General features: G+C 37.9%; 15 protein-coding genes. 8 read left to right on the top strand and 7 right to left on the bottom strand.

Annotated elements, in window-relative coordinates:
* Positions 1–8 precede the first annotated feature (8 nt).
* The 7 genes from A4G16_RS03330 to A4G16_RS03300 are packed head-to-tail and all read left to right on the top strand — an operon-like array spanning position 9 to position 6,499.
* On the top strand, positions 9–1,289 hold the full coding sequence (locus A4G16_RS03330; RefSeq protein ID WP_165888687.1) for a CpaF family protein: 1,281 nt from the start codon (positions 9–11) through the stop codon (positions 1,287–1,289).
* Entirely contained in the window at positions 1,286–2,173 is an 888-nt protein-coding gene (locus A4G16_RS03325) for a type II secretion system F family protein (RefSeq protein ID WP_165888686.1), read from the top strand. The genes A4G16_RS03330 and A4G16_RS03325 overlap by 4 nt, the downstream gene beginning before the upstream one ends.
* Complete coding sequence (locus tag A4G16_RS03320) at positions 2,173–3,018, top strand: type II secretion system F family protein (RefSeq protein WP_042803764.1); 846 nt, start codon at positions 2,173–2,175, stop codon at positions 3,016–3,018. Before A4G16_RS03325 ends, A4G16_RS03320 begins: the two co-directional genes overlap by 1 nt.
* A complete protein-coding gene (locus A4G16_RS03315) occupies positions 3,008–3,772 on the top strand; it encodes a tetratricopeptide repeat protein (protein ID WP_165888685.1) in 765 nt (254 codons plus the stop codon). Before A4G16_RS03320 ends, A4G16_RS03315 begins: the two co-directional genes overlap by 11 nt.
* Positions 3,772–4,254 carry a TadE/TadG family type IV pilus assembly protein gene (locus A4G16_RS03310; protein ID WP_165889889.1) on the top strand — a complete coding sequence of 161 codons (483 nt, stop codon included), beginning with the start codon at positions 3,772–3,774 and terminating at the stop codon, positions 4,252–4,254. Before A4G16_RS03315 ends, A4G16_RS03310 begins: the two co-directional genes overlap by 1 nt.
* Positions 4,229–4,831 carry a tight adherence pilus pseudopilin TadF gene (gene tadF, locus A4G16_RS03305; protein WP_165888684.1) on the top strand — a complete coding sequence of 201 codons (603 nt, stop codon included), beginning with the start codon at positions 4,229–4,231 and terminating at the stop codon, positions 4,829–4,831. Before A4G16_RS03310 ends, tadF begins: the two co-directional genes overlap by 26 nt.
* A 24-nt stretch (positions 4,832–4,855) precedes the next feature.
* Positions 4,856–6,499, top strand: a complete 1,644-nt coding sequence (locus tag A4G16_RS03300; RefSeq protein WP_165888683.1) for a pilus assembly protein — start codon at positions 4,856–4,858, stop codon at positions 6,497–6,499.
* A 75-nt stretch (positions 6,500–6,574) separates the two neighbouring features.
* On the opposite strand, the gene recO is transcribed toward A4G16_RS03300, so the two are convergent.
* The 6 genes from recO to A4G16_RS03270 all read right to left on the bottom strand — a co-directional run bounded on the left by recO (position 6,575) and on the right by A4G16_RS03270 (position 12,595).
* Complete coding sequence (gene recO, locus A4G16_RS03295) at positions 6,575–7,297, bottom strand: DNA repair protein RecO (RefSeq protein ID WP_165888682.1); 723 nt, start codon at positions 7,295–7,297, stop codon at positions 6,575–6,577.
* A gap of 127 nt (positions 7,298–7,424) precedes the next feature.
* A complete protein-coding gene (era, locus tag A4G16_RS03290; protein WP_165888681.1) occupies positions 7,425–8,342 on the bottom strand; it encodes a GTPase Era in 918 nt (305 codons plus the stop codon).
* Between the two features lie 45 nt (positions 8,343–8,387).
* A complete protein-coding gene (gene rnc, locus A4G16_RS03285; RefSeq protein WP_165888680.1) occupies positions 8,388–9,062 on the bottom strand; it encodes a ribonuclease III in 675 nt (224 codons plus the stop codon).
* 71 nt (positions 9,063–9,133) lie between these two features.
* On the bottom strand, positions 9,134–10,111 hold the full coding sequence (lepB, locus tag A4G16_RS03280; RefSeq protein WP_165888679.1) for a signal peptidase I: 978 nt from the start codon (positions 10,109–10,111) through the stop codon (positions 9,134–9,136).
* A 112-nt stretch (positions 10,112–10,223) separates the two neighbouring features.
* A complete protein-coding gene (gene lepA, locus A4G16_RS03275; protein WP_165889888.1) occupies positions 10,224–12,017 on the bottom strand; it encodes a translation elongation factor 4 in 1,794 nt (597 codons plus the stop codon).
* 131 nt (positions 12,018–12,148) lie between these two features.
* On the bottom strand, positions 12,149–12,595 hold the full coding sequence (locus A4G16_RS03270; RefSeq protein ID WP_165888678.1) for a MarR family winged helix-turn-helix transcriptional regulator: 447 nt from the start codon (positions 12,593–12,595) through the stop codon (positions 12,149–12,151).
* A 132-nt stretch (positions 12,596–12,727) separates the two neighbouring features.
* Between A4G16_RS03270 and A4G16_RS03265 the strand changes: the two genes are divergently transcribed.
* Positions 12,728–13,576 carry an ABC transporter six-transmembrane domain-containing protein gene (locus tag A4G16_RS03265; protein WP_165888677.1) on the top strand — a complete coding sequence of 283 codons (849 nt, stop codon included), beginning with the start codon at positions 12,728–12,730 and terminating at the stop codon, positions 13,574–13,576.
* Between the two features lie 41 nt (positions 13,577–13,617).
* Here the strand turns inward: A4G16_RS03265 and A4G16_RS11025 are convergent, their stop codons facing one another.
* Complete coding sequence (locus A4G16_RS11025; RefSeq protein WP_207951341.1) at positions 13,618–15,237, bottom strand: acryloyl-CoA reductase; 1,620 nt, start codon at positions 15,235–15,237, stop codon at positions 13,618–13,620.
* Positions 15,238–15,281: the final 44 nt, after the last annotated feature.

Below are 15,281 nucleotides of genomic sequence, written 5' to 3'. Positions count from 1 at the left end.
ACATTATTATGCTAACAAAAGAACAACAAATATTTTTCCGTTCTGAATTATTAAGTAATCTGGATATAGAGAAACTAGATCAAATCCAAAATGAGCGGATAAAATTAATTGAAGAACTAACCCAATCTCTTCAACGTATTTCGAGTAACAGTAATATTTATCTTACGCCACAAGATGCTAATTATATGGCTGAAATTGTTGCCGATGAAATTGACGGCTATGGGCCAATTAGAGAATTAATGGAAGATGAAACTATCAATGACATCTTGGTAAACGGTCCTGATAATATTTGGGTTGAGCGTGCGGGTATTTTGGAAAAAACAGATAAAACCTTTATCAATAACGAACAATTAACAGATATTGCTAAGCGTTTAGTCACACGTATCGGACGACGAATTGATGAAGGAATGCCATTAGTAGATGCTCGTTTACCTGATGGTAGCCGTTTAAATGTGGTTATTAAGCCCATTGCGATAGATGGTACATCTATTTCTATTCGTAAATTCTCTAAATCGAAGAAATCATTACAAGATCTTGTCAATTTTGGCTCAATGACACTTGATATGGCGAATTTCTTAATTATTGCTGCGCGCTCTAGAGTAAATATTATTGTTTCAGGTGGAACCGGCTCAGGTAAAACGACACTTTTAAATGCACTTTCTAACTATATTTCTCATACAGAACGAGTACTAACGTTAGAAGATACAGCTGAATTACGCTTAGAACAACCTCATGTTGTTCGTTTGGAAACGCGTTTAGCAGGTGTAGAGCATACTGGTGAAATTACAATGCAAGATCTGGTTATTAACGCATTACGTATGCGCCCGGAACGTATTATCGTTGGTGAGTGTCGTGGAGCAGAAGCATTCCAAATGTTACAGGCAATGAATACCGGACATGACGGCTCAATGTCTACTCTACATGCCAATAACCCACGTGATGCAACTGCACGTTTAGAAAGTATGGTAATGATGTCGAATGCCTCATTACCTCTAGAAGCAATTCGCCGAAATATTGCCTCTGCAGTAAATATTATTATCCAGGCATCTCGCTTAAATGATGGCTCACGTAAAATTACTAATATTACAGAAGTAATGGGTATGGAAAACGGCCAAATCGTTTTACAAGATATTTTCTCCTACGAGCCAAGTAAAGATCGTGATGCAAACAATAATATTATCGGTAAATTTATTAATCATGGACTTTTAACACGTTCTGCAGTTTACCAAAATGCTCAATTGTTTAATTTAAGTAACGAATTACAACATATTTTTAAGGAGCATGGATGACTATTCTTTATTATCTTGTGTTTACCTTCGGTATATTGTTATTCATATTTACTGCTTCAGGTTGGATTAAAACCCGTAAAAAAGTTAATGCCAGAGAAACAACTTTGAGTGAAAAATTTACTCATTTGATAAAAAAAATCAAGAAAAACGTTAACTTATGGGTTTATTACTTCATGGCAAATAATAAAGATAATTTGGTTAAAAACCTTATTATTCATTTCGCTATTTTTGCCGGCTTGTATTATTTAAATGCCTCATTTATTCGTTTTGACAACCAATATTTCCTGATTGCAGAAATTCTTGCTTTTATTCTGATTGTATGGAAATTGGGAAAACGTCGTAATAAAAAAATGTTTAATGAGAAATTTCCAGAAATAATACAAGTTCTTAATTCTGCCACATCATCGGGCATTAGCTTACTACAAGCACTTGAGCGATGCGGTAGAGATATTACAGGCCCTATAGGTGAAGAATTCCAAATTATTTATAAACGTTTAGCTCGAGGTGAAGACGCTATGGCAGTATTCAATGATAGCTATTCACGCTACCCTTACAAAGAATTTTATTTCTTTATCAGTATTGTTCGAACTAATCTTTCCAGAGGTGGGCAAATGCGTGAAGTTATTTCTCGTTTAGGTAGAGCGATAGCTGATTCAAATAAAATGGAACAAAAAAAGAAAGCAATGACATCTGAAGCTAGAATGTCTGCAGCTATTGTTGCGTGTTTTCCTATAGGATTTTTCTTCTTTATGAAAATCGCCACTCCAGAGAATTTTGATTTTCTAATTAATAACCCCTCTGGACGTATCATCCTATACTACGTTATAGGAAGCGAACTTTTAGGTATGTTTATTATCTGGTGGTTAATGAGGAAATCTACATAATGAAAATCATCTTATTCTTTTTACTGATTATTTTACTAGGCGTCTTCATTTTTATAATGGCATTTTCTTATAAGAAAAAGATTGATTATCACGAAGAGATACTAGCAGGTAACCGCCCTAAAGAAAACAACGAAGAAGAAAGACCAAAAGGCAAAACGAAACAGCAAATTGAGCTGGAATTATTACTGGTTAATCACAGCCCTTTACTTAAGTTATTAGGGCTAATTGATAAAAATATTAAAATAAAATTATTTGCCATTTTATTTTTAACTTTTATTAATTACTTAATTAATAAAGATCAAACTACGTTTATATTAGGTTGTGCATTTATTATTGTACTCACTATTTTAATTCCAAGTATTGTAATTAATACAATTTTAAAAAGTAAAATTAAACGTATTATGAATGATATACCCGGTTTTATCGACTTAGTTGCAGTAAATGTTCAAACAGGTATAGGTGTTGAATCTGCGTTTAAGCAAGTCGCTATAGATTTTGAACATTTAAATGCCGATTTAACTTATGTCATCTTACGGATTATTCGTAAAGCGGAATTAACCAACTTTAGCACTGCGCTGCAAGATCTGGCAATTTCTTTACCAACTAAAGAAATTCGGATGTTCTGTACAGTAATACAACAAAGCTTAAATTTTGGCTCTTCGCTTTATGAACATTTAACACAATTGTCTGCCGACATTCGTGAAATGCAATTACTGGTAATGGAAGAAAAACTTGGAACACTCTCCGCTAAAATGAGTATTCCTCTTATTCTATTCATTATGTTTCCAATCATTATTTTAATTGTGGCACCTGGTGCAATGAGGGTTTTACCAAATGTCTTATAAACTTATAAAAGTTACTTTCGTTTCTGGTTTATTACTAACTTTATCTGCTTGTTCAACCTTAAATCAACCTTCACATAATTTGCCTGAACGCAAAGCAGAACAAGAAAAATTGTATGAAAACACAAAAAATTACAGCGCACTTATTTCGATGTATCGAGATGAATTAAAATTAAATCAAGATCCATTGACACAATTTAAACTATCGAAAAGTTACTATCATCTGGGAGATAGTGCATCCTCACTTATCTACCTTGAACCTTTACGATTTAGTGCGCACCCATTCAATCAAGATATTGAATTGCTCTATATCCGCAATAAAATTCAATTAGGTCAATACCAAGATGCCTATTTAGCTGCCACTGATTTAATTCAACTTGCTCCTAGAAATAGTGAAGCCTATAACCTAAGAGGTATTAGCTTAGCTCAAATGGGAAAACTGGCAGATGCAGAGATCGATATAAATAAAGCACGTGAGCTATTTATTAATGATATCACCGCTATTAATAATATCGCGATGTTAAGCATTCTAAATACTGATTATCGTAATGCAGTCAATTTACTATTACCACAATATTTAAGCGGTTCTAAAGATCCTCGCCTAGTTCATAACTTAGTCTTTGCGCTGGTTAAAAGCGGTGATATTGATTACGCATTAGATATTATCCGTAAAGAAAACCTAAACACTTCGCCTGAAGATTTAGTCAATGCACTCAAAAAAACCGAAAAATTGCCTAAAGTGAGCATGAATAAATGATGAAAAGATCTGTATCTCGTTTTATTTCTAATATAAAAGGTACATCAACAATTGAGTTCAGTCTCACGATTGGACTCTTTGTTCTCGTCCTTTTTATGATTGCGGAAGGCTGCCGAATTGCGCTGCTTTCCTCCTACTTGGATTTATCGATTTCAGAAGCATCGCGTTTTGCCAAGAAAAATCCTGCCGGAAGTAACTATCAAGAAATATTTACACAAAATATAAAAAGCCCAGATAAGCTTTGGACATTTCTCAACCAAAATGCCATTACTGAAGTAACTGTGCAATATGCAAATAGTTTTGATGATCTGGTCACCGGCAAGCTTCATGGTAATTCTGTCGGCTCGCCTTTTGCACAGTATACTTTTAAGTATAAATATACGCCTTTATTTTTCTGGGTTTCTAAAACTGCAGTTGAACCATTATTCACACGTAACATTGTAGTCCTTCAAGAATATGAAAAAGATAATAAAACTCCTTAAAAATAACCAAGGGTCTGTAACAGTTGAATTTATATTTATTTTCTTCCTGTTCTCCATATTACTTATTTTCCTAATTGATGTTGCGATTTTGCAATCAACAACGGGAAAATTACAACGTACTTCTTATTCCATACTTAACGTAGTAAAAGAACGCAATATCTCCGATGGCGGTAAAGAAGAAGTAACTGAAGAAGATGTAAAAAAACTGAAGAAACTTGCTGCACGTTTAATGGGAGACTCAGATGAATCTCTTATTGATGTAACTGTACACTATTATGGTTTTGAATCAATTAGCCCTCAAAAGCTAAATGGTAGTGCTACCCGTCCACCAAAGAAAACCAAATCGTCTTCAAAAAGTATTTCAACAAACAATAACAATTGCAAATCTGCTTATACAACCAATATTACAGATGCATCCCCTATTACCGAGAATTTTAAAGGTTCAAACCGTTATGCTTCCATTTATCATGTTACGGTATGTCGAAAAATGACGAATTTATTCAAAGGGCTGACCCTAGCAAAAAGTGACTATGAGTCAGGGTTTTTAAGAGCTTCAGCCTTAGGCGTAGGTCGCTAATCTTATTTTTAGAGGATTGAGCTTATGAAAATAATATCACTATTTCAAACTAAACGTTTTATTCAAGACGAATCGGGTGTCTATACCATTATGGGTGGCTTATTAGCACTCCCTATTCTTGCACTTATTTTTGTCTCTCTTGAAGGTGCTGCGATTATTCAAGATAAAGCACGCCTTGCCGATAGTCTAGAACAAGCTGTTTTAGCACTGACCGCAGAGAATAACAGTGGGCGAAAGGAGACTGATTATAAATTACCTGGTGGTAATGCAAACGATGACACCTTTAATATGCATTCCGAAGTGGGAAAACGCGATCATCAAATCACCAAAACTTTTGTAAAAGTCTATCTCCCTCAAACAGATGAACAAAAAATGCAATTAAAGCCGGTCTGTACAACAAAGCACGAAACAAATAAAAAAGGACATACAAGCTCAAGTGAAGTCACTTGTACGGTTGCCGGTAATATTGATCACCTTTCATGGTTCCCACTAACAGTAGGTAATATTACTGTTATCCCCCAAAATGTATCTGTTGCCAGCGAGTCCAAAGCATTTAAAAAGAATAGCTTTAATATTCCGATTGACCTAATGGTTGTAACCGATTTATCCGGCTCGATGAGATTTGATTTATCTAATAAGCATGAGGTCAATAATGAAAATAGTAAACTAGGAATATTAAAATCTGTACTCCAAGAATTAACTGCAAAATCATTATTTAGCCCGGAATCTAATGATAACAACCGTATTGCGGTTGCACCTTTTGCATTGGGTGCACAATATTCTAGTAGCCAGTGTATACTACCTTTTGTCTTAAGAGAAGATAAAAAATATCAAAATACTTATGGATACTCTAATGGAAGTATGAGAAAAGATATTACTAATTATTTAACATCAAATTACCAGAGACATGAAATTGACAAAATCAAATTTGCACATAGCTTGGCTTATTTAACTGATATTGAAAAAACCATTAATGCTATTGGGGAAAACTATCCAACAGATTCAATTAAATTTAATAAAAACAGATTTTGTTTAGGAGAAAAAAATAAAAATAGCCATCAGTGGTATACAAAACATGAATCAGATAAATTTTCCGATTTGGTGAAAGGACTTCATGCTGAAGGAAGTACATTAGTCAGTTCAGGATTGCTTACAGCAGCAACGATTATGCTCCAAGAAGAAAGTCGAACTAAAAAATTAGGAGAAGCGACTAAACGGGTAATTTTAGTTTTATCTGATGGTAATGATGAGCTAACTGCCGGTGATAAAGGCACACCATTTACACAATATAGTCGAATTACCGAAAACTTTCTGTTAGGGCAGGAAGAAGTAATACAGAAAACCAGTTACAGTAGCAAAAGCTTTTACAACGAAAAATATGGTTATTATATAGGCTCACTTCCTATTTATTTTAAAGAGGAAAATCAACGTAAAAAATTATCCTCAAATGCATGTGATAAAATTAGAGAGAAGCTAAATCAACATAATGGCGATCAAAACACCAAAATCGTGTTTGTTGAATTCGGCTATGCTTCAAAATCCAAAAATGCTTGGGAGAAATGTGTCGGGAAAAATAACTACTACTCTGCCAATGATAGAGAATCTCTCCTTAATTCATTTAAACAAGCAATTGGGGAAACTGATGACATCGGGCGTAGTATAAACTAGCTCTCTTTAACAACAAGCGGTTGGATTTGTAAAATATTTTGCAAATCCAACCGCTTGTTATTAGATAAATAAAGTTTAACTTCCTTTTAATTTATTCGGCAAAATAGCTTGAAATAGCTCTCGGCTCTTCAATGGCTGAGAACCTAAATAAGGTTTTAATGCAATTCGGGTAAAGCGTTTTGCTGCCTGTTGAGTAGACTTTTCCGAAAAATCCAGCTCGGCAAATGCCAGCAGCTCCCGCCCTAAAAAACTATTATTATTTTGCAGTAAAGAGGCAATAAAGCCCTCATTTTCTCTAAATTGATAACTCATATCCGCATCTACTGCTAAACCTGTTGCCGCACAATGAGTAAAATCCACACCATAACCAAGTGCTTTTAAGGTCTGAAATTCAAAAGTACGTAAAATGGGTTCAACTTCCTGTTGGGTAGCAAGCTGAGTAATACAGCTTAAATAATGCTGAAAAAGCGTTGGGTAAGCGGTCTGATTTTCCAATACTCGTGCAAGTACTTCATTGATATAAAAACCGCTGTAAAGTGAAATAGTATTCATCGGCAAGGTTAAGGCTGCCGGCTCTGCTTTGGTTAAGGTTTTCAAATCGCCCTTTCCTGTCCAACGCAACAACAACGGTGTAAACGGCTGTAGCACGGCTTTTAATGGCGAACGAGAACGTCTCGCCCCTTTGGCAAGTAGTGTGATCCGCCCGTGATGTTCTGTGAAGAAATCCACAAGCAAACTACTTTCGCTGTATTCTCGGCGGTGAAGTACAAAGGCTCGTTGCCATTGGTCTGTGGTCATAATATTTTTACTAATTATGAGGTTTTAATACTTCTGCCAAACCTCCCCTTCCCCTCTTTAGCAAAGAGGAGAAGGGGAGATTTGTTCAAGATTTCAAAATCAACTTCAGAATGTGAGCAGTTTTAGACTACTCATCCATGTACCCCAAACTCCTCAACGCACGTTCATCATCAGCCCAGCCGGCTTTGACTTTCACCCAAAGTTCAAGGTGGACTTGGTTATCAAATAGGCGTTCCATATCTTTACGGGCTTCAATACCAATGGTCTTAATTTTTTGACCACCGGCACCGATGACCATTTTTTTCTGTCCATCACGTTCAACTAAAATCAAACCGTTGATCTCATAAACGCCACGCTCGTTCATCTTAAATTGTTCAATTTCCACCGTTACAGAATAAGGCAGCTCTTCACCGGTAAAACGCATTAATTTTTCACGGATAATTTCTGATGCCATAAAACGTTGCGAACGGTCTGTAACATATTCTTCCGGGAAATGATGAACTCCTTCACGCAATGATTTACGCACATATTTTTGTAAAATATGGACGTTTTTTCCACGTTGTGCGGAAATCGGTAGAATTTCAGCAAAATCGAATTTTTGTGAAAGTTCAGTGATATGCGGCAATAATTCTTCTTTTTCTTTGATGTTATCTACTTTATTGATCGCAAGCAGAACAGGGGCTTTAGCTGCACGCAGTTTGTTCAGCACCATTTCATCATCTTCCGTCCATTTTGTACCTTCTACTACGAAAATGATTAAATCCACATCGCCAATTGCCGAACTTGCCGCACGGTTCATCAAACGGTTAATTGCTCGTTTTTCTTCAATATGAAGCCCCGGAGTATCAACATAAATTGCTTGGTATTGTTCTTCAGTGTGAATGCCGACAATACGGTGGCGGGTAGTTTGCGCTTTGCGTGATGTAATTGAAATTTTTTGCCCTAAAATCTTATTTAATAATGTCGATTTCCCAACATTTGGGCGACCGACAATAGCGATAAAACCGCAATAGGTTTTAGCCGGGATTTGGTTTAATTCTGTCATTTTAGTTTCCTTTATTTAGTCCTCTTTGCTAAAAAGAGGAACTCATTATTTTTTTGTCTTAATTACAGCCAATACTTTCTCTGCTGCATTCTGCTCAGCTTTACGGCGACTTGTGCCTATGCCGATAAAAATTTCATCTAAGTTAATCACTTTACAAGTGACTCGGAATGTTTGGTTATGAGCTTCGCCTTTAATATCCAACACATCATATTCCGGCAACGGTAATTTTTTGCCTTGTAAAAATTCTTGTAGGCGTGTTTTTGGATCCTTTTGCGAATCGCCCGGGCTGATTTCATTTAGTAAATCCGCATACCAATCTGCTACTTTTTCCATTGCTTTTGCCATATCTTGATCAAGATAAATTGCTGCAATAATCGCTTCAACGCAATCTGAAAGAATAGATTCTCGGCGGTATCCACCACTTTTTAGCTCGCCCGGCCCTAATTTCAGATAATCGCCTAAATCAAATTTACGAGCAATAATAGCTAAGGTTTGCTCTCTAACAAGGGTTGCCCGCATACGACTAAGCTCCCCTTCATTAGCTTTAGGGAATTTGTCATATAAGGCTTTGCCGATAGTAAAATTTAAAATTGAATCGCCTAAAAACTCAAGACGTTCGTTATTTTTTGCCGCCGCACTACGATGTGTTAAAGCCTGTGTGAGGTAATCCAGGTTATGGAACTGATAACCTAATTTTTTCTGTAATCGTTCTAATTGCATAGTATTTATTTTAGGCTTTTGCTTGCCTTTAATTTGAATAAAGGGCGTATGCAATACGCCCTGTCAGTTTATTAGTGAATGGAAGTAAACATTCTTGAGAAACGTAGCCCTTTGCTAAATAAGGCTTTAAGTGAGCTTTCATCTTGTTGTTTATCAATGCTTAGCCAAATAAAGCTGGCTTTGCCTACAACATTTTGTTCGGGTACAAATCCCCAAAAACGGCTATCACCACTATTGTCTCGATTGTCACCCATTACAAAATAATGCCCTTCCGGCACAATCCATTCTCCCTCGGATAGCCCTTCTTGTTTGAAGAAATAAGGAGCATAGTTAAATGCCATCGGGTGATTTAAAATTTGGTGGATAACATCACTTTTCTCAGTACGTTCAACTTGCATTTCCCCTTTATAGAAGAACTCTGCATTTGGCTTGCCTTCGCTATATTCAAAAACCTGCACTTCGCCATTAGCTTTGGTTAAGGTCAAACGCTGAGTCGCAAAATCATACTTCAACTTATCACCACCAATGGCAACTACTCGCTTAATATAATCAACATGTAGCTCAATAGGTGCTTTAAATACGATCACATCGCCACGCTCAGGTTTGCCGGTTTCGATTAACGTCTTTTGCCAAATCGGATCTTTGATACCGTATTCAAATTTATTTACCACTAAAAAATCACCCACGCGTAAGCTTGGTTCCATTGAACCACTTGGGATTTGAAAGGGTTCAAATAAAAATGAACGCAATACCGTTACAAAAAACAACACACCGAAAAGCGAAGCAAAAAATTCGCCTACTGCTGATTTTGGCTGAATATCGGCAATCTCTTCTGCCGTTAATTCTCTACCTAAGCGTTTTTGTTGTTGTGCAATCGCCCGTTTACGTCTTGGATCAGCACTAAATTTATAAAATGCCCAAAATCCTCCACAAATCAGAACTAGGACAACTAAAATAATTGAAATCGTATTCGGTAGCTGCATTGAATCCAACCATTTCCAAATACCGTAAATAATGCCTAAAAAAATAATTGGCATAAATTGTGCCATTGAATGTTCCTTTTTTAGTTACCCCAGCACGCTAAGCGTACTAGGTTTTTTGCAAAATTTTCAAGAAATATGACCGCTTGCAAGCGGTCAAATTTCGCATTTTTTTAGCAAATTAATCTTTGCCAACGTGAAGAATTGCTAAGAACGCTTCTTGTGGTACTTCTACATTACCGAGAGATTTCATGCGTTTTTTACCCTCTTTTTGTTTTTGTAGCAGTTTTTTCTTACGGCTTACATCTCCACCGTAACACTTCGCCAATACGTTTTTACGCAACTGTTTTACCGTTGAGCGAGCGATAACGTGGTTACCAATTGCCGCTTGAATAGCAATATCAAATTGCTGACGTGGAATCAATTCACGCATTTTTTCCACTAGCTCACGCCCACGATAAGCGGCATTCGCACGGTGAACAATAATCGCTAACGCATCAACACGTTCGCCATTAATCATAATATCCACACGTACCATATCAGCATTTTGGAAGCGTTTGAAACCATAGTCTAACGAAGCATAACCACGAGAGGTTGATTTTAAGCGGTCGAAGAAATCTAACACCACTTCTCCCATCGGGATCTCATAGGTTAACGCAATTTGGTTACCGTGATAAACCATATTAGTTTGCACACCACGTTTTTCCACACAAAGGGTAATCACATTGCCTAAGAATTCTTGTGGCACAAGCATATTACACTCTGCAATCGGCTCACGGATTTCCGCAATGTTATTGATTGCCGGTAATTTGGACGGGCTATCCACATAGATGGTTTCACCGTCTGTTTGTACTACTTCATAGACTACCGTTGGGGCAGTGGTGATCAAATCCAGATCGTATTCACGCTCTAAACGCTCTTGGATAATTTCCATGTGGAGAAGTCCCAAGAAACCACAACGGAAACCAAAACCTAACGCACTTGAGGTTTCCGGCTCATAGAATAATGAAGCATCATTTAGGCTTAATTTACCTAACGCATCACGGAACGCTTCGTAGTCATCCGAACTGATCGGAAATAAACCTGCATAAACCTGCGGTTTTACTTTTTTAAAGCCTGGTAATACTTCGGTGGCTGAATTGTGGTGATGAGTCAATGTATCGCCCACCGGTGCACCTAAAATATCTTTAATCGCGCAGACTACCCAACCTACTTCACCTGTTTTCAGCTCAGTGGTATCTACTTGCTTTGGCGTGAAAATACCAAGACGATCTACATTGTAGGATTGTCCGGTACTCATCACTTTGATTTTATCACCTTTGCGTAACACACCGTTTTTCACACGCACTAAAGACACCACGCCTAAATAGTTATCGAACCAAGAATCAATAATCAGTGCTTGTAATGGAGCTTCTGCATCGCCTTCCGGTGCCGGAATTTTCTTCACAATATCTTCTAAAACATCTTCAATCCCTAAACCGGTTTTTGCCGAACAGCGTACTGCATCAATCGCATCAATACCAACAATATCTTCGATCTCTTCTGCCACACGTTCAGGCTCGGCTGCTGGTAAGTCGATTTTGTTTAAAATCGGCACAACTTCGAGATCCATTTCGATTGCAGTATAGCAGTTGGCTAATGTTTGAGCCTCAACACCCTGCCCTGCATCTACTACCAACAATGCCCCTTCACAAGCGGCGAGCGAGCGAGAAACTTCATAAGAAAAATCCACATGCCCCGGGGTGTCGATAAAATTAAGCTGATAAGTTTCACCGTCTTTCGCTTTATAATTTAAAGTTACGCTTTGTGCTTTAATGGTAATTCCACGTTCACGTTCAAGATCCATAGAATCTAGCACTTGAGCTTCCATTTCACGGTCTGATAAGCCGCCACAGGTTTGAATTAAGCGGTCAGATAAGGTTGATTTACCGTGGTCAATGTGAGCGATAATCGAAAAGTTACGAATATTTTGCATTTTCATCGGGCAGTTAATGTCCTGTTTTGTTGTTTATTATCAAAAAATTAATCGGGGAATTGTACTTGAAATGCAAGGTTTTGCAAAGAGAAACAAGTCGATATGATGCTTAATCCTCTGTACCAAAGTGGCTAACTTTTCGCTATTTCACTATGCAATTTTATTTCTTCTTGGCAAATATCCCCCAATTCCGCCATTAATTTAAAAAGCTGCTCCGTTTTTTTTGCGCCAAAATGTTCAAAAGCACGGGCAAAAATTGAATCAGTTGCTATTTTTATCGGCATAGCCTGAGCCTTACCCTGTTCGGTTAAAAGCAAAATTCGCTCCCGTTTATCGCTTTCACTTTCGGCAAATTCAATCCAGCTTTTTTCCCGATACTCTTTGCAGATATTAAATACCGTCTGTTTCGGCAAATACCACTCGTCTGCAATCTGTTTTTGCGTGCAACCATTTGGTTGTTCGGCAAGAGTATGTAGCACCGCAAAATGGTTGTAGGTTAAGCCAAGCTTTGCAATCCAGCTTTCCATAACAGCATCCATTTTGCCAATATGTGTAGAAAGTTCATCAAAGTGAGACATAGTATTTCCTTATGTGATTTTGAGAAATAGTTATAGGTTAGCACAGAATGATTAATAGTCCTAAAATTTACTTGATTTTGATTTTAGCCTCCCTATAATGCACCACAATTAAGTAATTTTTAGGACTACTTTATGAATATCAATGTATTCAGTACATTAAAACAGATCGCCCTTGATCATCGTAAAAAACTGGGGGTGACGTTTTCGCTGGTGGCGGCAGAAAATTTATTGCTGTTGCTTTATCCGTTGGTGGGCAGTCTTGCGGTCAATGCGGTGTTAAACCACGATGTGGGGTTAGCGTTGCTTTATGCGGTAATGGTGTTTTCGATTTGGGCGGTCGGTTCAGCACGCCGTGCGGTGGATACACGGGTTTTCGTGCGGATTTATGCCGAGCTTGCGGTAAATGCAGTACTCAATCAAAAACGCAAAGGCTCAACCTCATCGGCTGCTGCTCACGCGGCACTTTCCCGCCAGTTTGTCGATTTTTTTGAAGAGCATTTACCGATATTGATTACCTCCGTTTTCAACATTGTTGGCTCGGTGGTAATGTTGATGATCATTGAATTTTGGACAGGCTTGCTCACCTTTTTCGTGCTACTTGGCTGGGGGATTGCCCTGCCACGCTATGCGAAACTCAATGATCGGCTCTATTTCAAATTAAACAACCGCTTGGAAAACGAAGTTACCGTGATTGAACAAGGCTCAAATCACGGCTTAACCAAGCACTACGGATTATTGGCAAAACTTCGCATTGCGATTTCCAACCGTGAAGCATTAAGTTTCTTTCTGATCGGCATTTCACTCTGCCTACTGTTCGGATCGGCATTGGCAATGTTAAGCCTAAACGACAATGTTACCGCAGGGCATATTTATGCCGTAATTACCTACCTTTGGTCATTCGCCTTTTCCCTTGACGATATGCCAAGATTGGTGGAAAAGTTTTCCGAATTGAAAGATATTGGTAGTCGAGTAGAAATATAAATCATGAAATAAAGGCAACTTGTATGTTGCCTTTTTTATCATCAAATTTTTACTACAATTCTACCACGCACTTCGCCTTTTAGTAATTTTTCTGCGGCTGAGATTACTTCATCAAGAGAAATTTCACGACTAATTTTTGCAAGCAACTCATCATCGACTATTTCGCTTAATCGTTGCCACGCTTGCACTCTCAAAGGCTTTGGACACATTACGCTATCTACACCTTTTAAGGTTACACCACGCAAAATAAAGGGAGCAACGGTTGCAGGAAAATCCATTCCTTGAGCTAATCCACAAGCGGCAACTACACCACCATATTGCGTACTGGCACACACATTGGCAAGTGTATGGCTACCAACACTATCAATGGCAGCAACCCAACGCTCTTTCATCAGTGGTTTGCCTTTTTCGCTTAGCTCGGCACGATCGATAATTTCTACCGCCCCCAATGATTTTAGATAATCGCTTTCGCTTAATCGCCCTGTTGATGCGATCACTTCGTATCCTAATTTTGCTAAAATCGCCACCGCAAAACTGCCTACCCCGCCGTTTGCACCTGTCACTAACACTTTACCACTATCAGGCTGAATACCATTTTGCTCTAACGCATTCACGCATAACATTGCCGTATAGCCAGCAGTACCAATTGCCATTGCTTGTTTCGGGGCAAAATTCTCCGGTAAAGAGATCAACCATTCACTACGTAATCTAGCTTTTTCAGCTAATCCGCCCCAATGCTTTTCACCCACTCCCCAACCGTTTAGCAGAACACTATCGCCAATCTTGAATTGCTCCGATTGACTTTCTAATACCGTGCCAACCAAATCAATTCCAGCGACCATTGGGAAAGATCGCACAACCGGGCTTTTGCCTGTAATTGCAAGAGCATCTTTATAATTCAGCGTAGAATAATCCACCTTCACTAACACATCGCCTTCAGGTAGTTCTTTTTCATCAACCATTGAGAGATTGGCGATGTATTGATCGTCTTGTTTGTTAATTAAAATTGCTTTGAACATTGTGCATTCCTTGTTTTTTGAGAGTGGAAAAAAGTATTCAATAAAAATCGTTAAAGGCTCGTGAGTTTTAATCAGCTTGGCACGCATTACAGCCCCTTCCCAACCGAGCCAAAAGAAGTAAGCAAGCTGTCTGCAGTCGTACTTATTATTTAATTCTCCTGCTGTTTGAGCTGATAAAAAACATTGCTCAAATTTCTTTTGCCAAACCTCAAAAATTTCATTCAAAATGGAATGATAGCTTTCTGGCAAAATCGTCGCTTCTTGTGCTACATTTCCAATCAAGCAGCCACGAGAGAAACCAAATTTTTCCATTCCTAATTTGGCATTTTCATAAAAGGCAAGAATGCGAGAAAGTGGGGAAAGGGTTTCATCACAAAGAAATTTGTCTAATTTTCGGTTGAAGTAATCGGCATAACCATAAATTACCGCCAAACCAAACTCTTCTTTATTTTTGAAATGATAATAGAACGAACCTTTCGGCACGCCCGCTTTTTTCAGCACGCTATCAATATCTGCTGTGATATAACCACGTTCTGTGAGTAATTCAATGCCTGTGCGAATAAGTTGAGTTTTGGTATCAAAGTTGGGAGGGTTTTTAGCAGGTCTCCCTCGCTTTTTAACTTTTTCTTGCATACGTCTCATAAATTAAACCAAATGGTCTAAATAATATAGACCATTTGGTTTAT

Origin of the sequence: Mannheimia granulomatis (assembly GCF_011455695.1) — a bacterium.
GTDB classification, from domain to species: Bacteria; Pseudomonadota; Gammaproteobacteria; order Enterobacterales; family Pasteurellaceae; genus Mannheimia; species Mannheimia granulomatis_A.
Note: the sequence above shows the minus strand (reverse complement) of the source record. Positions and strands in the feature narration are given on the sequence as shown.